Origin of the sequence: Paenibacillus sp. FSL R7-0026 (genome assembly GCF_038004485.1) — a bacterium.
In the GTDB taxonomy this organism is placed as follows: Bacteria; Bacillota; Bacilli; order Paenibacillales; family Paenibacillaceae; genus Paenibacillus; species Paenibacillus xylanexedens_A.
Genome location: NZ_JBBORG010000001.1, coordinates 1,002,863 through 1,024,917, shown reverse-complemented (window position 1 = coordinate 1,024,917; position 22,055 = coordinate 1,002,863). Strand labels below are relative to the sequence as shown.

General features: G+C 47.3%; 11 protein-coding genes and 1 pseudogene. 3 read left to right on the top strand and 9 right to left on the bottom strand.

The window, feature by feature from the left end:
* Positions 1-50: 50 nt before the first annotated feature.
* The 4 genes from MKY44_RS04600 to nirB all read right to left on the bottom strand — a co-directional run bounded on the left by MKY44_RS04600 (position 51) and on the right by nirB (position 10,077).
* Positions 51-5,021, bottom strand: a complete 4,971-nt coding sequence (locus tag MKY44_RS04600) for a DUF4132 domain-containing protein (RefSeq protein WP_341006180.1) — start codon at positions 5,019-5,021, stop codon at positions 51-53.
* Between the two features lie 24 nt (positions 5,022-5,045).
* The gene (locus MKY44_RS04595; RefSeq protein ID WP_341006179.1) at positions 5,046-5,465 is read right to left on the bottom strand and encodes a hypothetical protein; all 420 of its coding nucleotides are present in this window, start codon (positions 5,463-5,465) and stop codon (positions 5,046-5,048) included.
* A gap of 343 nt (positions 5,466-5,808) precedes the next feature.
* On the bottom strand, positions 5,809-7,941 hold the full coding sequence (nasC, locus tag MKY44_RS04590) for an assimilatory nitrate reductase catalytic subunit NasC (RefSeq protein WP_341006178.1): 2,133 nt from the start codon (positions 7,939-7,941) through the stop codon (positions 5,809-5,811).
* Positions 7,942-7,962: 21 nt separating this feature from the next.
* A complete protein-coding gene (nirB, locus tag MKY44_RS04585; protein ID WP_341006177.1) occupies positions 7,963-10,077 on the bottom strand; it encodes a nitrite reductase large subunit NirB in 2,115 nt (704 codons plus the stop codon).
* A 426-nt stretch (positions 10,078-10,503) separates the two neighbouring features.
* Here nirB and MKY44_RS04580 point away from each other — a divergent pair, with 426 nt between their 5' ends.
* A complete protein-coding gene (locus MKY44_RS04580; RefSeq protein ID WP_338594837.1) occupies positions 10,504-11,733 on the top strand; it encodes a nitrate/nitrite transporter in 1,230 nt (409 codons plus the stop codon).
* Positions 11,734-11,878: 145 nt separating this feature from the next.
* Here the strand turns inward: MKY44_RS04580 and fabF are convergent.
* A pseudogene (fabF, locus tag MKY44_RS04575) lies at positions 11,879-13,092 on the bottom strand (beta-ketoacyl-ACP synthase II).
* 162 nt (positions 13,093-13,254) lie between these two features.
* Between fabF and MKY44_RS04570 the strand changes: the two are divergent.
* A complete protein-coding gene (locus MKY44_RS04570; RefSeq protein ID WP_150366300.1) occupies positions 13,255-14,118 on the top strand; it encodes a helix-turn-helix transcriptional regulator in 864 nt (287 codons plus the stop codon).
* Positions 14,119-14,252: 134 nt separating this feature from the next.
* Positions 14,253-14,927: a response regulator transcription factor gene (locus tag MKY44_RS04565; protein WP_076253483.1), complete on the top strand. Its 675-nt coding sequence runs from the start codon at positions 14,253-14,255 to the stop codon at positions 14,925-14,927.
* 21 nt (positions 14,928-14,948) lie between these two features.
* Here MKY44_RS04565 and MKY44_RS04560 read toward each other — a convergent pair whose 3' ends face one another.
* The 4 genes from MKY44_RS04560 to MKY44_RS04545 all read right to left on the bottom strand — a co-directional run bounded on the left by MKY44_RS04560 (position 14,949) and on the right by MKY44_RS04545 (position 22,010).
* Positions 14,949-18,176, bottom strand: a complete 3,228-nt coding sequence (locus MKY44_RS04560) for a hybrid sensor histidine kinase/response regulator (RefSeq protein WP_341006176.1) — start codon at positions 18,174-18,176, stop codon at positions 14,949-14,951.
* A 193-nt stretch (positions 18,177-18,369) separates the two neighbouring features.
* Positions 18,370-18,675, bottom strand: coding sequence for a PAS domain-containing protein (locus tag MKY44_RS04555; protein ID WP_036672654.1), 306 nt, complete (start codon positions 18,673-18,675; stop codon positions 18,370-18,372).
* A gap of 69 nt (positions 18,676-18,744) precedes the next feature.
* Positions 18,745-20,742, bottom strand: coding sequence for a methyl-accepting chemotaxis protein (locus MKY44_RS04550; RefSeq protein ID WP_445670634.1), 1,998 nt, complete (start codon positions 20,740-20,742; stop codon positions 18,745-18,747).
* Between the two features lie 410 nt (positions 20,743-21,152).
* A complete protein-coding gene (locus tag MKY44_RS04545; RefSeq protein ID WP_341006175.1) occupies positions 21,153-22,010 on the bottom strand; it encodes a MetQ/NlpA family ABC transporter substrate-binding protein in 858 nt (285 codons plus the stop codon).
* Positions 22,011-22,055 lie beyond the last annotated feature (45 nt).

The window sequence follows — 22,055 nt, the reverse complement described above, 5'->3', positions numbered from 1 at the left end:
CAAATAAAAAAACCGCCCCACAGGGCGGTTCAATTCTAGTTCGTTCACTTCTAATTCTGTAACTGTGCAAGAATCTGCGGGTCCTTGATCTTTTTATCTTCGGCGAGCAACATCACCTTGGACAGAATCTCAGCTGTTCTCGGATCTTCATCCAGGAATGGCAGGAAGATTCGACCCCGATGCTGACTGTGCACCGGAACAATATGAAGTGCACCTGTGGCTTGTTTAAACACATTACCACTCCCCAGATGAACAGCATACTCACCCAATTCACCATCAATTCGTGCGTAATTCCCGTCCAGTCGTACATTGTCGATCTTCAGCAGACGTAACGACTCGTTCACAATGACGTGACGCATCTCGATTGTTGTCAGGCTGGCTTCCGGATCTACGCCTCCCACATGTGCAACGCTGACCACCAGATCGATATCACGCATAACTTCCGAGAAGAACGTCAGCGGCACATCTTGCAGCGCTACAGGTTTGTAGCTCTTGCGATCGTAGAACTGCACCGTCTCCAAGGTAGGTGCTTCGGTATCTGCTGGTGAGAACCAATCTGCCATGGCATAGAGATTCGCGATCAGATTATGCTCATAGCTTACCTTCTGCAGACCTTCCTCATAACTGACAGTCCATTGGCGTCCTTTAAGCAGAGCTACTGCTTTTTTCGGTTGAATCTGATACCCGGCGTATCGGCGAGACACCGTACCATTAGCCAATTCGTCCTCGTTAGGAAGATACAGCTCACGGAATACCTGCTTGAACGGCTGACGCTCCTGACGGGTGAACAGATCCCGCTGGAATTCACTCCAGCTTCCGCTCTGATACAGATGAAGCGGATGAGCAATCAACAGTTGATCCTGTTCCGCTAGTGCATGGACCGTACCCTCCGGTCCTGGTGCAACCAAACCATTGGATGATACATCGAACCTTCCCGTCTTGTCACCTGACTGGAATACAAGTGTTCTTACCAGCGGTTGTATAACCGGATTTTGCATCAGTCTGGCAATTTCCTCACGTGTAAAGGATGTTCCAGCAGTCATCGAACGTTCCAGCTCCTGTCGTGCCCGGCGATACTGATCCACCAGATCCGATTTCAGCTCTTTCAGTTCAGCGATATATCCATCTTTTTTGAACCGGGCAGGTACAGATTTGAGTGTCTTACCTTTGCTAACGATAACCATCTCGGGTTGGCCTTCCTCATCAATGACCAATTGTGCTGTCGTGTCAGCATCCAATGCATGAGGTTCAAAGAAAGTTTTCATCTCATCCAACTTACGTGCTTCCATGTCCCACATCAGCCGCGTAACATCGGCATAACCTGCATTACGAGCAAGATTGCCCAGTGCAATCTGTGATGCCACACCTTCACTGGCACGGCGTTGTGCACCGAATTGTTTGCTCTGCATCAGGAACTTCTGAATGAAGTCGTATCGCTCACGCAGATCTTGTTCGCGATTTACGGCGAATGGAATCAAACTGTAGGTTAACAAATGATCCTTGTTTCGCTTGTCTGACACGGAATCACGCATATCGTCCAATCGAAGCTTGCCCAGTGCAGCATCTGCGAACAATTGGGATCTGCGGTGGTTAGCTCCCCCGGAAATGTACTTGGCGCAATCGTATAACAGATTGAACCGTTCCTCCCCGACAGCAGCATAGGCTTCTTCAAACCAAGCGATATCAAACGCACCTTCATTAAAGTCCTGTGGTGAGATTGGAGAATAGTGGGCCACGATGGTTTCTTTCTCCGCAGTAAAGCGTTCATTAATATGAGCATGGAAGTACCAAGCTGCACTGCGTAGACCTTCCCATCCCAGATGTTTCGCTACAATCTCCATCCACTGCGGGGCGTACATGGCTGCTTCCAGCAATTTTTTCTCATTCACCGGATACTTCTGGAGCAATTCTCCAAGACGCTTCTCATCTTCTCCATCTCGTGGATGACAATTCTGAATTAGATAGCTAAACGTCTCTTTACGTGTTGTGTTGTCCCCATAACTGTAGATATATCCACGGACAAATGTATCCTGATCCATCGCCGAGACCAGATGTACCCAGTGTTCCATGCCTTCAATTCGTTCCAGTTTCATGGCAAGTGTACTTACTTCTGTAGAGAGTTCTCCCCGGGTCAGCTCGATCTCCAGAATCCGATTAACGACCGTATCCCGTAAATGAATCAGCTTGGGATCACTTGCGATCACTTCTGTACGAGTGGATGTTAAGTCCCGAATAAACAACTGACGATTCCCACCGACCAGCACCTGTCGATATATCTCTTGATCATCTATCAGGTTCAACTGGTATGCACGCAGGAAATCTTCAAGTGACAGTAAAGACAGCGGTTGACTACTCTCTACAAGACTGGTGAACTGGTAAGCTGTCTGGAAGAAACGTTTGAAGCTGTTATCGTCGTGGATTTTGCCACGAACTACATAATTCCAAGGTCCAGTCAGAATATGAAGCATGCCTGACTCTTTTTCGAGTCGATCAGCAGGCATACTCGCGATGATGGAGGCCCAGGTTTTCTCAGCTATCTCAAACGTATTGATCGGATCGCTATCCAGAAATGCCGCCGATATCAGTGCCACTACCTGATCCTTATACGTTAACGAATCCAGCATCTGCTGCAGCTTTTCGATGTCATCCAGAGGATAGATCTGTTCAGCAAACGACTTGCGCCAGCCTTCCAATAACGGAATCTTCTGCAATTCGTCATAGTCATACTGCTCACGGAAATAACTGTAATGGTCGCTCAAATTGCCATTGAACTCCCGGAGCTGTATAGCCATGTATAGCTGCATCAATTCCACACTGCTGAACCCGGCATGTTGAATATAGTTCTCCCATACGTCATGAAGCGGGAACTGTTCCATCTGCTTCATTTCATTCCGCTCTCCATATGGAACCTTGGAGCGAAGACTCGCTCCGACTAACAATGTGTCTTTATAGCCAGCGTAGTATTCCACTTGATACTCATAATCCCTGTGTTCATGCACTAATTCACTAAGTCCCTCCAGAAATGGTCTGGTCTTATCCAGAGAGAGTGTAAAGATATCCTTCGGATTATGGCCCTTGAGATCACGCTTCTCATCCAGCAATGGCTCACGTCGCTTCGGATCAAATAAACCAAATCCATTAGAGGCTGTGTAACGACTCCCCTGATCGGTCAGCTTATCAAGCAGTTTCTGTTCCTTGGCAGTGGGTGTCTCAATCAGCTGCGCCAATGGCTGCAATTGCTCCTGCTGATCTATCCGCTCTGGATCTGCTGCAATCTCGGTCAATAATTCTAGCGCACCCAAGCGCTGCAGTTCACTCTTGGCCTGCAAAAGTCGCTTCAGCGAGACCGCCAATTGGTCCACGGGTTGCAGTAACAATACATGAATGACCTTCTGACGAAGTGAGCCTGTTTTGAGCTTCATCAACGCCTCCATCTGTTTCATCTCATCAACCGTCAACGTGAGCAGCTTCGCTTTGGCGAGTGCACTCTCCCGATTACTGATGCTTTTATCAGACAAACTCTCAAACACAAACTGTCTTTGCACCTCATTATCGGGATGCTGAACAAACTGGGACAACAGTTCTCCGCGCAGTTCCGGGCTTAATCGGTCCTTGATTGCGATGACCTCCCCGATCCATTCCGGGTCCATATCATAAGCGGCCAAATATAACATTTTCTTGACTACATCATCCGTATCAATCCGGTAGTGAACATACTCAAGTACACCCGATGGTCCACCTGACCCGCCTTTTGGAATGGCAGCCAGCATCTGTTTGAACCGATCAAAGTCCTGACGCCGCAAGGCCTTATCTCCAAGAGCAGGCAATGGCCACACGTAGACGCTACGCTGATTCTCTCCATTCTCGAAACTCCAGTTGTACATATACATCGCATCATAGTTGGTCACAATCCAGTGCATCAACTCGCTATCCTGCGCCTCCAGATAACGACGTGCAATGTGCAAACGAAGCTCCCTGTTCTGGCTGTTCGCCAGTACATATTGGGCAACAATCTTCTGATATAACTGACCTTGATCCATAATCTCGATGATCTTGCTCTTTAATTCATTCTCTTCAATGACCGCTGTCGCCCACAGACTGATAAAGAGTTTGTTGGCGTTAGCTTCCTGCTGCCAGGCCTCGCGTACTTCTGGTTGCACAAGCGCCTGATAGGCCTGTTCAATCAACTGTGCGGCAACACGCTGGTTGGCTGCTTCTATGCCGATCCCCGTCCATACGGCAAGCGCTCTTACCACGGAACTGAAACGAATCAGGTTGTTGTCGATAATGATTTTTAATATGTAAATATAGGCTTCCAGTGTCCCTTCATCCATCCGCTCCACAATGCTTTGGCGCAGCCCTTCCTGCAACCTTGCTGCAACGAGCAGCTCACCCACCATCTGATAGGCATCCGCCTGATCGCTCATGAATATACCTTTGATCATTTCATGGGTTAACAACGCCGTCTGATTGTCACCATAGATAATATCGTGCAGTGCCTGCTTCATATCTCCGCCCTGATGATCCAGTTCATAAGCGATACAATCCGCCAGAACCCAACGGATCTCATGCAGATAATCCAGCTTGTACTCACGAAGTGACACATATTCTTCCAGGGAGAAATTTTTCATTTCCATACGGAACAATCCCATCAGTTTACGGATGACTTGTTCTACATGCTGCTCCGGATCGGATGTGCGGAAAGGGCGGCGTTCATAGTTGTTACTGTATGGGAAACGAGTCGCACGCTCTGCGATATAACGGAATTGTGCAACCAATGACTCGCTCGCCAGATGCTGGAGCACATCCAATAGTGGCTCGAATAATGGTTTCTGCGTTTCTGCAGCCAGCCTTCCAAGCAACTTATCAGTGTTCAGAAACATCTTTTCGTCTCCACGCAAATAGGTAGACCCGGCGATCTCCACAACATAGTTTGCCAACTCGAGCTGTACCCCTGTTAACGACTTGGCTCTTTCTTGCAATCCATCCATATACACCTGTACTTGCTCTTCCTGATTCATCCTGTTCTCCTCCTTCATCGCTCTCTACCACAGACGTCCGGCAAGCATTGTAAAACGAATAAACACCACGTTATCTCCGTCTTTTACAACAAGTGACTCATCCAGCTCCTGCAATTCTTCATCGTTGAGAAATACTTTATACAACCCATCCTCATAGGCGGTTATAGCTGTCTCCATCGCAACATTCAGATCAGGAACACCCTCATTGTATACTGCGCCAAACCCGACTTTCCCCACCGCTCCTTGCGCCTCAATATCATCCGGCATCAGGTAGGCGAGCAATTCAGCCTGTTGTTTCTTGTCCTGAAGCGCTTTTACTTGTAGAGCCACCATGTTCTCAATGAGCTGCCTTAACGTATGAGTTGTTTCCAGAAGTTCGGCAGCTTGCTTGGCAAGTACCGGCTTGCGCTTACCCAGACTTTTTACCGTTATCCATATGTTCACCGTGTTCCCTCCCTATGTCCTGCTCTATTTGAAGAAGCTTCCATAAGCCCCGATATCTATACCACGATGCGAAATAACCTAAACTCAAAATGACCATCTGTCTCAAAATAAAATCAAAAATACGTACATATGTACCCCTAATGAACATCATAACTAAAATTCAATCCATATTCATGAGCCAATCCTCATGTTTACGTGGAACCACGGAACTACGGCCTACTTGCGTACATATACGCAAAAAAAGCCGCATAGTCTCATATAAATATGGACTGCGCAGCGGCTTAGCTACCATTAGAACAGCTTATGATGCCTGAGAACCTTTATAAACTGAAACCTGCATGAATCATCTGGCCAATCGTAACGGTCGAATGTTTACTGCCGCCGTCTTGAACCCAGGCATTCGGCAGAACGGATCTAGCTCTGGTCTGGTGGCCCGATTCACATTCTGAATGCCGCCCCAATGCATCGGCACGAACAAGGTATCCTCCCGAATCGAATCTTTGATGCGCGAACGAACCGTGAAGCTTCCGTACGTCGATTGAATCTCTACCCACTCTCCATCGTGAATACGATAACGGGCAGCAGTAGCCGGGTGAAGTTCAACAAAGTTCTCCAATTCACGAGCTGCCAGTGCCGGACTTCGATGTGTCTGCACCCCTGTAAGATAATGAGGCAACACACGCCCATTGGTGAGAATTAAGGGGAACTCCGAAGATATATCATTCCAGCCCGGGCTGGATTCAAATGTAAATGCCGCTTTGCCGTCCGGGTGAGCGAATCGTTCACCGAACAGCAGTCCTTCTCCCTGATCCTCCAGGGCAGAACACGGCCAGTATACCCCTTTCTCGTTACGCAAACGCTCATAGGTAATGCCATAATAATCAGCGACTCCGCGGCGGCTCGCCACCCGAAGCTCATTAAAGATATCCTCAGCAGTGTCATATTCAAAATAAAAAGCATTACCCAATTGCGCGGCAATCCGGCATAATATATCCCAATCATCGAGCGTTTCTCCCGGCGCAGGCCGCCCCTGTTCGCGGAGCAGAACACGCCCTTCCAGATTGGTCAGTGTACCTTCATTCTCCATATAAGATGTAACCGGGAGAACCAGATCAGCCATGCGTGCTGTCTCCGACAGGAACATGTCTGCCACGATCAGAAAGTCCAGCTTGCGCAGACCTTCTTCCACCAAACGCACATTGGGATTGGATACGACCGGGTTGGAGCCCATTACAAGCAACGCCCGAATCTCCTGATCATGGACCTTCTCCATCATCTCGTAGGCGGATACCCCTTTGCCTGGCAAACTTGCAGGGTCTACACCCCAGACGGATGCCACATAGGCACGATCGGCTTCATTTTCAATGGATCGATAACCCGGCAGCTGGTCAGCCTTCTGCCCATGCTCCCGTCCGCCCTGCCCATTGCCTTGACCTGTGATGGCACCATATCCACAGCCTTCTCGGCCAATTTTGCCAGTCGCCAGCACCAGGTTCAGAAAGTGCCTAACGGCCATATGCCCATCCGTCTGCTGCTCCACACCACGTGCTGTCATGATCATGCCTGTCTCTGCCTCACCATAGGCCATCGCTGCCTGACGAATCAGCGCCAGATCAACCCCGCACGTTTGTGCCGCCTGTTCGAGTTGCAGATCAGCCAACCCTTGTATCAATTGCTCGTAACCATGCGTTCGTTCGCCTATAAAACGAGGGTTCACCAATCCGGCATCCATAATCACCTTCAACATGGTATCCGCCAACAGAGCATCCATGCCAGGCTTCACCTGCAAATGAAGGTCGGCAATGGCAGCGGTTGCCGTCTTGCGTGGATCAATAACGATAATGAACGCCCCGTTCTCCTTCGCTTGATTGAAGTATGGCAGGAGGGTAGGTTGGCATTCCGCAATATTGGTACCTGCGAGTACTATGCAACCTGCCTTGGGAATATCGGACAGACGGAACGTCAATCCACGATCCATCCCGAACACTTTACTGCCAGCTGAAGCCGCAGCTGACATGCAGAACCGTCCATTATAGTCGATATATTTCGTCCCCAATGCAACTCTGGCGAACTTACCGAGCAGGTAGGCTGTTTCATTTGTCAAAGATCCGCCTCCGTAGACTCCGACCGTATCTGCTCCGTATGAATCTTTCAAGTCCTGAAACCGCTCTGCGATGGTCTGAATGGCCTCCTCCCAGGAACAGGGTTCAAGCTCGCCATTGCGACGAATGAGCGGATGCATTAATCGTTGACCACTGAGCGCATGTTGATGAGCATTCATGCCCTTCACACACAACCTGCCCTGAGAGGCTTCATTCGGAACACCCTGAACCGTATACTCACCACGACGCTGGCCTGCAACAGGTGCAGCCAGTTCTTCAACAGTCATCTTGCACTGCACACTGCAATACGGACACTGGGTTTCCTTTACATGGAGCTTGGAGGCTGTTGGTTCTGAACTCACGGATAATCCCATCTTTCCATCCCCGCCTTTCATCTATATATCAGCTTGAAGTGTAGCTGCCAGTTCCTTCTGTAACTGGTCATCCAGCAGCGTTTCCCGAATCGACATGAATCCCAATCGTTCCGTCCATGCCCATAACGGCTCATCATACCAAGCGGTTTGGCGATACCATTGAAGACAGGCTGATGCGAGTGTGGCCGCTTGCACCTCTGTTTCAGCCACCCCGAGCAAGTCACCTTGTTTGACCGGATGCTCTGCATGACCGCCTGCATAGATCTCCCACCCAGCTGGTGAAGCCAGCAAGCCGATATCCTGCACCAGTGCGCTCACTAATGATCCCGGCCCTGGTGCGACTCCTACATTCACGGGCGACGGCATTGCTGCGCCGATCCAATTCGTACGAAGCTGTGCTGCCAAGCTACCCGCATCCCTCGCATAGGATGACATCGGGATCTGATCATCCCAGCGTACCTGAATCTCTGAGTGACCTTCCATCTCTCGAACAACCATCGTTCCACCGGATACCTGTAAGTAATAATGAATTACGGGGCGACATACCGAGCAACCATGTTCCGAACCCCAACCCAGCTTCTGCAAGATCAAAGATATGTCTGGTAGCCCTGTCTCCAGAACATCGATGTCAGCCAGCATTTCCTTCAGCTCTGCATGCCCAAGATCCGTACAACTGCAAACAGGCATTGGAGCAGGTTTATCTGGTGTGGCGACCACGCCAGTACCCCCGGTACTTTTCAGATTATGCGTATGTTTCAATAGAGCAGCCACCATCGGGCGACAGCCACCGCATGAACCTGACGCCTTGGTCTGCTCCTTCACCTGATCTGCCGTTTCGAGACCCTGTTCCTGAATGGCCTTCATTATCGCAGCCTTAGTCACATTGTTGCAGGCACATACGGTCTCCTGAGCCGGTAATGCCGCAGCAGCCATCTCAGCCGGGTCCGGAGCCTCATCACGCGGAGCCAATTCCGCCACATCCGTACCTCGTTGCACCAGTCCAAGCAATGCCGTTCCTTCGGTTGTATCTCCAAATAAAATGGCTCCACGCACTTTGCCAGCCTGCATCAGCACTTTTTTATATGTGCCTTGAATGCCATCCAGATGTTGAATTGCAGTTTGCATGCCTTCCCCACTGATCTCACCCGCTGAGAAAACATCAACCCCCGATACCTTCAACTGTGAGTAGGGAATAGATCCTTTGTATTCAGGCGTTTCCTGTCCACAGAGCGTACGTGCGAGCACCTTCCCCTGTTCGTATAAGGGGGCCACCAGACCATAACTAATTCCCCGATGTTCAGCACATTCCCCAACTGCGTATATATCCGGTACATTGGTGCGCATATAGTCATCTACCATAATTGCCCGATTGGTGGCGATTCCGCTTCGTCTGGCCAGATCCACATTTGGTCGAATTCCTACAGCCACAATGACAACCTGAGCTTCAAGCTTGGAACCATCTGTGAACTGAAGTCCCTGAGCCTGTGATCGCCCGGTAATTTTCTGCGTATTTTTGGCCAAAAGAAAGGACATACCCTGCCCTTCAAGTTCCTGTTGAAGCATCGCGGCAGCCTTCTGATCCAACTGCCGGTTCATAATGTAAGGTGCGTTATGGACCACCACAGCTTCCATGCCCAGATGCAGTAACCCGCGCGCGGCCTCCAGCCCAAGCAATCCGCCACCGATGACTGCGGCCTTGCGATAGGTTTTAGAATAATCAGACATGCGCGTACAATCATCAATGGTTCGGAAGGACATGACCCGCTCTTTGTCCATTCCCGGTATCGGTGGGATAAACGGTGAAGACCCTGTTGCCAGAATCAGAACATCATAGGTTTCTTTTAGTCCGGATTCAGTCTCTATATATTTTTCACGGGTATCTATGCGGTGTACCGTTTCACCTGTACATAGCCGTATATGATGCTCGGCATACCAAGTCCAATCATTGATAATGATATCCTGTAACGAATGCTCACCCTGCAATACTTTCGATAACATGATCCGATTGTAGTTGGGACGGGGTTCATTGCCGTAGATTACAATCTCATACGTATCAGGCTCCAGTGCGATAATCTCTTCGACACACTTCACTCCAGCCATGCCATTTCCGATAATCACCAGTTTGCTTCTACTCATGGGCTGCCCCCCTATCTCTCTCACCTGAAAATAAACAGAAAAATCCCTTCTCCATGATTCGGAAAAGGGCACCGTTGCCTCCGGAATCCACACGCCTTTGTGTGGATTCATATTAGATTCAGATTAAGGGAATCTCAATCTAATGTCAACTAAATTAACATTAAAGAAGCGAATAACGATTGAAAAATGAATTATTCAAAATTCAATGTAATTTTTGTTGACATATATATTTTCTCTTGATTATAATTTGAATCAAAATCACAGTGCTGTGATCAACTCAGATGCGGGAACACAATGACGTGTACCGCCTGTCGGCAACGGGGCCGCAAATCGTTCAGATCTGGACGAATTGCGGCCTTTTTCTGCCTCAACAAGCACATAGACAAATCACGAAGATCTCAATTGGATGAGGAGCGATGATGGATGATGGAGAGCAAAAGTTTTTGGAAAAGCGGGCATAAGCCCACCCTCTTCGGGGCGTTTATGTATTTTGACATCAGTTTTATGATATGGGGGATGCTGGGTCCACTCGCAGTGGTCATTGCATTGGATTATCCGATGACTCCGCTGGAAAAGGCCAATCTGGTCGCATTGCCTATTCTCGGCGGCTCCATCCTGCGCCTTGTGCTTGGCTTCATGTCTGATTATATTGGTCCGAAACTAACCGCACAGATCGGGATGCTCGTCACCTTAGTTCCTTTATTACTCGGCTGGTTATGGGTTGACTCCTTAAGCCAACTGTACGTGGTGGCACTCTTGCTGGGTGTCGCAGGCGCCTCCTTTGCTGCTGCGCTACCTCTGGCAGGCCAATGGTATGGCAAGGAGCATCAGGGTCTGGCCATGGGTATTGCCGGGGCGGGTAACAGCGGAACCGTACTCGCGACGTTGTTTGCCAATCGCTTGGCTACGCATTTTGGCAGCTGGGAAGTTGTGTTCGGACTTGCTATTATACCAATCGCTATTGTATTCATCCTCTTTTCTATCTTTGCCAAGAATAGCCCTAACCGGCCTGAACCCAAGAAATTGTCCCAATATGGAAGTCTGCTTAAACAAAAAGATGCTTGGGTATTTTGTGCCTTCTATTGTGTGACCTTTGGTGGTTTCGTTGGATTATGTAACTATCTCACCATCTTCTTCAACACCCAGTATGGGCTCTCTCCTGTTCGTGCCGCAGACATTACCACCTTCTGTGTAATCGCAGGCAGTTTCTTCCGGCCTGTAGGGGGTTATCTGGCGGACAAAATTGGCGGAACACGTATGCTGACTTTCCTGTATACAGGAGCCTGCATCATGTTGATCGGGGTATCCTTCATGCCACCGCTTCCTGTAGTAGTAGTCATGTTGTTCCTCGGTATGATGTGTCTGGGAGCCGGAAATGGCTCCGTGTTCCAACTGGTTCCCCAACGTTTCGGCAATGAAATTGGCCTGATGACAGGTATTGTAGGTGCCGCTGGCGGATTGGGCGGGTATGCACTGCCACTGATTCTCGGTCAACTGTACAGCAGCTATCAATCTTATACACCAGGTTTTGTCATTCTTAGCCTGATTGCAGCAGCTTCCCTGTTCCTGGTTCTCTTCATGCAATCCCGCTGGCGTGTGAGCTGGTTGAATCGGGGCAGCAAAGGCATGGCGGAATCGACATCCCTCTCTTCCTGAGGCGTACAACCACTTGGCCACTAACCAAGGTACAGTGTTTACGAGTGATCCATAAGTAACCAAAAGAACAGCGTTGCCCCATCAGGCAGCGCTGTTTCTTTGGTTACGGCTTTCTTTCTGCTTAAAGCTGCTTTTTCTTTTTGGCTTAAGATGAATACTTTTGAAGAACAATAACCGCATTATGACCGCCAAAACCAAAGGAATTAGACATCCCAATCCGCAGCTCTGCTTTTCTTGCCTCGTTTGGTACATAATCCAGATCACATTCGGAATCCCTCTGCTCCTGATTGATGGTTGGAGGAATGATGCCATACCGCAGACTTTGAATAAGTGAGATCGCCTCCGCACCACCTGCTGCACCAAGCATATGTCCCGTCATGGACTTATTCGCTGTGACCGGAATATCATAGGCACCTGTCCCGAAAAGTTGCTTAATCGCTCTTGTCTCAGACAGATCACCTGCCTCCGTACTGGTGGCATGAGCGTTAATCACATCAATGTCTTCAGGTCCAATCTGAGCCTCTTTCAGTGATGCTTTCATAGCCAGATATGCACCCCGTCCTTCCGGGTGGGTAGCTACCATATGATACGCATCTGAACTGGCACCATATCCAATCACTTCAGCAAGAATATTCGCCCCTCTTCCCAGTGCATGAGACAGTGATTCCACAACCAGAATTCCAGCGCCCTCCGCCATGACAAAACCGTCCCTCCCTGCATCAAATGGACGACTTGCTGTTTGGAACGCTTCATTTCTTGTTGATAACGCTGTCGCATTACCAAAGCTTGCCAGCGACACTTCGGTTACAGCAGCTTCTGTCCCGCCAGCAATAATGACATCGGCTCCGCCATGACGAATTAACCGGAAAGCCTCTCCAATGGCGGTATTGCCAATGGAACAAGCCGTTACTGGCGACAATGTCGGCCCCCAGCAGCCAAACCTCATACTGATCGTAGCCGCAGCCAATTGGATATCATCATAGGTACCAGTGTTGGGCTGACGCGCGCAGGTCCCCGATCTGACAGGACCTTGCCTTGTTCCATCAATGTCTGGATGCCGCCTATGCCTGAACCAATATATACACCTACCCGTTCACGGTCCAATTCATCCATCACAAGACCTGATTGTGATACAGCCTGATCCGCAGCAGCAACAGCGAATTGAACGAATCGGTCCATGCGTCTTGCTTCCTTGCGTCCAAAACGCTCTTCACCATCAAAATCACGGACCACGCCAGCGATTCTGGTTTTGTACGAAGCTGTATCAAAATGTTCTATAGGTGATACACCTGATCTACCCTCAATTAATCCGTTCCAGAATGTATGTACATCATTTCCCAAAGGAGAGATGACTCCCATACCTGTAATCACGACTCGTTCCATGTCCATCCTCCTTCAGCGCTGTTGTCTACCTTACTCTTACGCTCTGCCACTAATAGTGCACTTTTGAATATCCTATTACAAGTTGTCAATTATAATAGTATAATGACTACCATGATAACGAGGATTGAAGGTGATGGATTGAACTATGATGTCAGGTTACAGGCATTGTCCACTTTTCTGAAAACACAGCGTTCCAAAATTTCTCCCGAATCGGTCGGTTTGCCCACCGGAAGTCGGCGCAGAACGCCTGGGCTGAGGAGAGAAGAGGTTTCCCAACTGGCAGGAGTGAGTACAACATGGTATACCTGGCTTGAACAAGGTCGGGATATTCAGGTATCCCATTCCGTGTTGGATAACATTGCTTCAGCACTGAGGCTTACTGCAGATGAACGAAAATATCTGTTTTCGCTCGCCATGGAGCATCACTCGGAGCTGCCTATGCTGGAAGAAGAACCGGTTCAACTTCACCCTTCCTTGCAGAAAATTTTGCAAGAACTTCATCACTGTCCTACCGTGATCTCGGACCGGCGTTGTTACATTGTCGGCTGGAATGATGCAGCCCGCCATGTTTTTATGGATTTTGAACAGATTGCCCCCGAACAGCGGAATATGATCAGTCTGTTATTTGATCGAAAGGAGTTTCGCAGGCTCGCGGTGAACTGGGAGGATTTTGTTAGCGGATTTCTGGCAATTTTTCGTGCTTACTATGGCCAGTATGTTGATGATGAATGGTATAATTTATTTTTGGATGACATGATGAACAGACATCCCGATTTTCATACCCTTTGGAAACAAAGCAGCGTCAGTAGTGCCCCGGACGTTTTAATCGAATTCAGACATTCCAAAGCAGGCAAAATGTTGTTTGATCTGACTTCGTTGCAGGTTCAGGGTAGTTCCGATCTGCGTTGCAGTGTCTACACCCCTGCGCCAGAGAGCGCTACCGAGCGCAAACTGATGCGCCTGATCGAGCGTGAAGCTGATCCACATCTTGGCAAGCATTAAATCGGAGTCTCTCATCTTCTTGGAGTCATGTTAGAGTCTTGACATCCTCATGTTGCATGTTTTAAATATCAGGTATATTAAGTAATCCATGGATCTTAGTCCTTCTACAAGAAGGGGGTTCAGAAAGGAATATCATGACGAAAGTGCTTATCATAGAGGACGACAACATGTTAGGCGATACATTATCCTTGTATTTGCAAGGTGAAGGGTATGATGTTATCCGTGTCGATAACGCAAGAGATGGTCTTCTACAGCTTCAAGCGCGGCCTGATATCCTGCTTCTTGACTTGATGCTCCCTGATTCGGGTAATAAGAATCCTAGTTCTCTCATGCGCCAACATACGGCAATACCCATCATTGTCATCTCTTCGTTAACCGAGGTTTCTGAGCGTATTCGATCATTAACAGACGGGGCTGATGACTATGTATGTAAACCTTTCAGCATGCAGGAGCTGAAGGCACGTATTGAGGCCGTATTGCGTCGTTACTCTATATTGAACAGCTCTGTTGTCACTGAACAGGAATCCGGAATATCTCTCGATCTGGCCCGAAGAACTGTTTTGTTGAATAACCAGCGCGTGGAGATGACGTTTTCCGAATTTGAGATCATGAAGCTGTTTATTCTCAATCCTGGCAAAGTCTACAGTCGGTATGCCCTAATTGAAGCCATTCGTGGTATTGATGCGTACATTAATGATCGCACCATTGATGTGCACATTACCAAACTTCGCAAAAAAATTGAAGACAATCCAAAAAACCCCCAATACATTCAAACCATCTGGGGGGTCGGATATAAGTTCACACCTTAAAACAACACAGCTTCATTCAGATCACCATGGAAGAGACTGGGTAATCTTATCAATTTCCTGTTGTACCTTCTCCAATACTGAACGCTGTTCCTCATCTTTGAATAACGGACGGGACAAGAGCGATTCCAATTGGAGAACCGCACACATCAGGTCCACTGCATGCAGATTCGCAGCTACGCCTCGAAGAGAATGAACACTACGAATGACATCAGCAATCTGCTGTTGCTGAAGCTGAATCGACAGTTTTTGCTGAAACGAGCCATACTCCATCCTGAATTTCGTGAGCGCATATTGCAGAATATGTGGCTTGCCGTCCATCTGTCTGATCGCCTTATCTGCATCAATTCCATTGATCTCCCTTATGCCTTTTAGATCAATCCATATCTCCAAAATGTCTGCGAGCTGCTGTTCATGTATGGGCTTAGTCAGGATGGCATTCATACCTGCTTCAAGATATAATTCATGGTCCCTTTTTAAACCATTCGCTGTAAGCGCGATAATAGGTGTACGATCATATTTCCTCATCTTGCGAATGTGTCGCGCTGCATCAATTCCGTTCATAGCTGGCATATAGAGATCCATCAGAATCAGTTCCCATGTTTGTTCGTCCAATTTCTTCAAAACCTCTGTGCCACTGTTTGCCAGCGTCACCTTGAATCCGGTATGTTCCAGCATGGCCCGAATGACCAGTTGATTGATTTCATGATCTTCAGCGATCAGAATGTGCCCTTTGGATTTAAGCAAATAAGATTCATCGCCTTCTATCATCCGCTTTTTCTCCAATGGCCCTTCACCCTGAAGTGCAAGTAATACTTCGAACAATCCCAGACGTGTAATCGGTTTGATCATCATGAGATCCGGGCGAAAGGATCTCTCCTCACTCCACAGGGCATTTTCACTAAAAGCATGGGTATAACCCACCATTTGAAATTTGGTTTGATTCATTCGCTTCATGAAACTGTCCCATGACGATCCGTTGACGGTCTCCTCTGCATCCATATCCATCATCATGATCATGGAACTTGCCCCATCTACATGATGGACATACCAATCACTTTCAATCATATGGTTCAAGGAAGTATACAGCGTCGGATTCATCCCGAATGAATAGAGCAGCTGCTTCAGATTTGCGCCCATCCGTTCATCATCTTCAATGATAACCACATCATTTGCACCATATAGGAGAGGGTGTGTCTGCAGGGAGAAACTCTCTTCTTCTTCTGAATCTGCAAGTTCAAATATCAAGTCGAATGAAAACAGACTGTACTCTCCCAGCACACTATCCACCCGCAAGCTTCCTCCCAAAGAGGTGACCAGAAAATAACAGATGACCAGCCCAAGACCAGAGCCACCATATGTTCGATACGTCGAGGGTTCCGCTTGAGTAAACGGGACAAAGAGCCGTTCCAATTGTTCGGGTGACATTCCGATTCCCGTGTCCTGTACCTCAAAACGGACATGAACTCGCTCCGCCTCCAATGAAAGAACCTCTGCCTGCAACGTTACATATCCATGCTCCGTAAATTTAATCGCATTACTGAGCAGATTCAATAACACCTGTTCAAGTCGGAACGGATCACCAATCACCGTTAATGGCAGATCGGGATCGGTTGTAAAGATCACTTCGATATCTTTGTGCCCGATGGCCACACCGATCTGATCTGCCACACGTTTGATCACATCCTCTGGTGAAAAAGAGACCTTCTCCAAAATCAGCTTGCCTGCCTCAATTTTCGAAAAATCAAGAATATCATTTACGAGGGTAAGCAAGGTTTGGGAGGACGCATTGATTTTACTCAAATAATCCTTTTGTTGTGGAGATAGATCTGTCCGTTGAAGCAACAACGAAAAGTTGATAATACCGCTCAGTGGGGTACGAATCTCGTGGCTCATGAATGCGAGAAACTCACTCTTCGCTTGGCTTGCTTTGTCAGCCTTAACACGTCTATAGTGATCCGAAATGTCATGAATGACTGCCTTGATTTTCTCACTCGAGTTTAATACTTTAACAGGGGATAGGTGAACCCGAACATGCTGCTCACGACCTTCTCCAACAATGAAACTCAGTTCCGTATCCTGTGTTATATTGTGATGTAAGGCTTTTTGGAAAACGAACAACCAGTTCTCCAGCTGCTCAATGAACAACAATTCTTCAAGCTGACGCCCAATCACTTCCTGCCTGCCGAGACCGAGAACATCCAGAAATTTCTGATTCACCGACACAATACATCTGTTGTTATCCAAACCGACAAACCAGTCTGCCGACACTCGCTCAAGTGTTCGATATCGCTCTTCACTTTCTTGAATCCTTCGCTTAACCGCTCTGTGTTCCGTAATATCAAGACCATATCCCACGACAAATTTCACCACACCCTCTTCTCGCAGAGGGCGAACGTTCACCAGCGAATAGTAACCTTCATGCTCAATTTCGTAAAAAAAAGATTCCCCTTCCCATGCCCGGTTAAACTGCTTTCGCAGAAATTCTACCTTTTCCTGAGGTAAAATATCCAATGTGCCCAGTTTGTAATCTTGCTTCAGACTACTCATATCCAAGCCCAGTCGGGAGAGCATCTCTCCTTCAAGCACAAGATACTCGAACTTTCCGTTCTGTTTTCGGATTTTAAAAGTAAAACCCGGCTGCATACGAAGCATCTCCAGCATTTCCTGATCCCTCTGAATGACCAATCTCCTATATCGATGATTTTGGTTCAGATAATACAGGAATAATATAACGGATAGCAGACAGATACATTGAAAAAGAAGAATCTGCCCCATCATTAGCAGAGAAGAAGAATATATCTGTAGTACAAAAAACTCATACACAGTTATCAGCAGCAACGCTCCGGACAACCACTTCTGCATAAATCCCCTGATATACTTAAAGATCAGGCATATGGCTACAACAAATAACAACTCTGTCAACGCATATTGCCAGTTCTCCAACAAGGGATTAAGCCCCATATTAATCCGAAAAATCCATATGAATGCAAAAGTAACGAATGCAGAGCCACTTCCACCAAAATAAGCAGCGAGCAGATACACACTAGCCCGGAAATTCAACAATGTACCATCCTCAAGCACAATAGAGAAATAATAGAGCGCCGTGCCCAACATGCTTAGCGTAATACCAATAATGATCCGAGTCGTGATGGATGTTGAACGGGTAGCATTTGTATGGTTCAAATAGTGATGAATTAGGAAAACAAAGATCAAAATTAGCGTGAAATTTAATACAAGATCGCGTAGCAAATGGTCACCGTCCACATTACGACTTCAGGATTTCATGCATTCAATGAATGTTGTCAGATTCACGGTCGCAGTTCCTCAGTACACAAATCATAGTATGCCGTGCTCCCTTATTCAATTGACGATATTGACCATTTTTTTGAAAATAATTACTACTTTCAGCTAACATCCCCTTATCACCAAACAACGTTTTTTTTCATGAAAATTCATCATTAAATATGCTGATATAAAAAAGAGAATCATCCAAATGAACCGATGTAATCGTAACCTGGGCTTCCCACACTTCCTGATCAGCCTTCATCAGTTTGGCAACGCCGGACCAGGTCTGATTTCCTCTCCAGTGGGTATCCATTAACAATCGGGCAGGCTGACCTATGGTGCTCTCCCGTGAGAATCCTGTTTTGGTTACATAAACGGAATTCACATCCAGAATCACACCCTCCTCATCTGTAATCATGACCGCATCCGTTAGCAGTAAGAAGGCTTTGAGTTCCAGTTGCATGGTTGTCCACTCCCTCTAATGAAACATGATGTGATGCTGTCCCTGTAATACTCTCTTCTACGATCCCGTTTAATACTTAAACTGTCTAATCAAGCGCTGCAGCTCTTCAGCCAGGCTAGACAAGCCACGAGCCGAGGAAGAAATCTGCTCCATCGCTGCCAGTTGCTCTTCTGAGGAAGCGGCCACTTCTTCGGAAGTTGCGGCGTTGCCTGACGCAATACCTGCCAACTCATTGGATACAGCAGATACTTCCTGCACACCTGCTGTGATCTCTTGTGACGTGGCAGCAATCTCTTCAATCTGAGGTGTCGTTTCCCGCATGCTATCCAGAATACGTTCAAACTTTCGAATCGCTTCTGTAGAGATGTCCATGCCCTCTCCAACCTCTGAAGTCACCTTCTCCATCATGCGAACGGAAGCAGCCATATCTTCCTGAACCGCCGTAGTCAGCACGGTGATTTCATTGACGGACTGTCCGGATTGCTCTGCCAACTTGCGAACCTCTGCTGCTACAACGGCGAATCCATTGCCATGTGTACCTGCACGAGCAGCTTCAATGGATGCGTTCAGCGCGAGCAGGTTTGTCTGTTTGGCTATATTTCCGATTAACTCCGTGATCGCTGATATTTGGTGTGATCGTTCATATAACGCCTGAATCAATTGGTTTGTCTGTTCTACCGTCTCTTGAATCGATTGCATCTGACTCACCGTCTGCTTGACGGTGTTGCCGCCTTCTTCTGCTTGTACGGTTGTATGTTTCGCCAAATCAGCGACATGTATGGAACGTTCGGCGATTCTTGTAATACCAATCGTAATTTCATTCATGGCCTGATGGTTATGTTCAATACCCTGGGTCTGTTTCTCCGCACCACTCGCAATTTCCTGGATGGCTCGCGCTACCTGCTCACTGGCTGCACTGGTTGATTCCGCACTCTGAGTCATTTCATCCGATGAGATGACTACCTGACTGGCGCTGTTCTCCACATTTTGAATCAGCACACGCAGATTGTGCTGCATTTTGCCAAAGGCATCACTCAGTTCACCAATCTCATCATGGCTTGTACTTGTTATGGTCTGGGTTAGATCCCCTTCGCTCACCTGAATCGCCTGATCCTTCAACTGACGAATCGGTTTAACAATCGATCGCATCACCAGCCAAATGATCAAAATTCCGATGACAAGACAGGAAACGATCACCATAATTGTTCGATTCAGAATAGGCGCAGCGGCATCCTCCACTTCAGAAGAAAACATGGTGCCTGCGACCTTCCATCCCGTTGATTCATTCGTGGCGTAATACATGACCTTATCAACCTGATCAAAGGTATAGTTGAAGTTACCGGATTCATTCGTATACACTTGTGTCCAAAAATCTTCTGTTGCATCTGTTCCAGGTTCCATCGTCGGATGATAGATATACTTTTCGCTGGCATCCAGCAGAATCAGATGCCCCTTCTCTCCTACTTTAATTCCGCTAACCAATTGACTAATGTCCGCCAGATTGAGATCCAATTGGACCACACCAGATTGGTCTTCCAGTGCCTTCGCAATCGTAATGGTAATCTCTTTTGTCTCGGCAGAAACATAAGGGTCTGTAACAATGACCTGCTGTGGAGTACCCATCGCTTCTGTGTACCATGGTCTTGTTCGCGGATCGTAATCTTCAGGCATCTCCGCATCAGAGGACATCAGATACATACCTGCCTCTGTGCCTACACCTATGGTGATGATATCTTTGTTCTGTGCGGCATACCCCTTCAATTCGTTCACAACCCGAACCTCGGCATCTTCTTGACGCAATTGCTCCGCGAGTGTACTCGCATAATATTCAATGTGGTTCCGCTTGGCATTGACTGAAAGATCTATCGTTGCACTGGCAAGGTTCACATTTTCCATCGCACTATGTAAAATTTGTTTCTCCACTTCATCTTTTGCACTGTTATACGATAAAACTCCAATACTGAACGAAGGAATGGCCAGGAAAGCAATAAAGGACACCACCAGCTTGGTCTTAAAGTTCTTATGCATCTTGTTGAACCAGGTCGATTTGCTATTTTTTCGGGACAAATTTCTCTACCTCTTCCAGATTAATTTTAGTTTTACTTGATCTACTTATAAGTTGAACTAGTGCCACTCCGATGACAGAACAACCTGCCAATCGCTGAATGATTCATACAACTTATATAGCTCTTATATAGCTCTCATAGATTGTAAACCATCTTTTTAAAAAACTAGGTCTCACTTCTTGTGAAAAACACTCTTTACACTAAAAAACTCGAACAAATCTCTTAATTTATAATCCAAAAGAACTATTTTCAAACAAATTATACGAAAAAACTATTAAATAAAGTGTTCCGGGGATATGACCAAATTGTTAACTTTCTAAATACTTGTTAATAAGCACGCGAACGACAAAAAAAAGATCCAAGCGTTATCGCTCAGATCTAAAGGTTATTTACATTGGACTAACGTATTCTCTATTTAAATGCCGGGATCGCGATATCTGCATATTTCTCTTCGAAGAAGGCTTTGACCTCTGGACCCGCCATGCGTTTAGCCAGCTTCTGGATCGCTTCGGAGTCCTTATTATCCTCACGAGCAACCATGGTGATGGCAAAATGGGAATCATCCTTCTCGGTTAACAGTGCATCCTTTTTCGGTGTAAGACCGAGCGGACTGGCATATGCCGGAGTCATGGCTACCAGATCAGCATCATCCATCATACGAGCCAGCATCAACAAGTCCACTTCCTCGAACTTGAATTTCTTCGTATTCTCGGTGATGTCTGCCTGCGTGGCGTTAAAACCTACGCCCTCTTTCAGCTTGATCAGTCCGTTTTGCTCCAGCATTACAAGAGAGCGACCAATGTTGGACGGATCGTTTGCAATCGCGATCGTTGCACCTTCTGGCAATTCCTCAATGGATTTATACTTTTTGGAGTAACCTCCATAGATGGCGTTATAGATAGGTTGTACTGCCACCAGATTGGCATTGTTCGCTTCGTTATATTGGGTCATGTAAGGTACGTGCTGGAAGAAGTTTGCATCCACTTCCTTGTTCGCCAATGCCGTATTCGGCTGAACGTTATCGGACAGCACGACAACTTCCAAGTTGACGCCATCTTCCTTCAATAACGGTTTTACAATATCCAGTACATCTGTCATCGGTGGAATCAACGTGGCTACTTTCAGCGTAACTTCTTGTGCTGCCTGAGTATCTTCCTTTGTTCCTTCTGCCGCAGGTGTTTCTTCTTTTTGTCCACAAGCAGCTACAACCAGCATCACTGCAAGCAACATAAGCATCATTTTTGCTTTCATTTCGTGTCTACCCCTCATCGTATAATCTGTATTGGTTATTCGTGATAATGCACGGTCCAACCG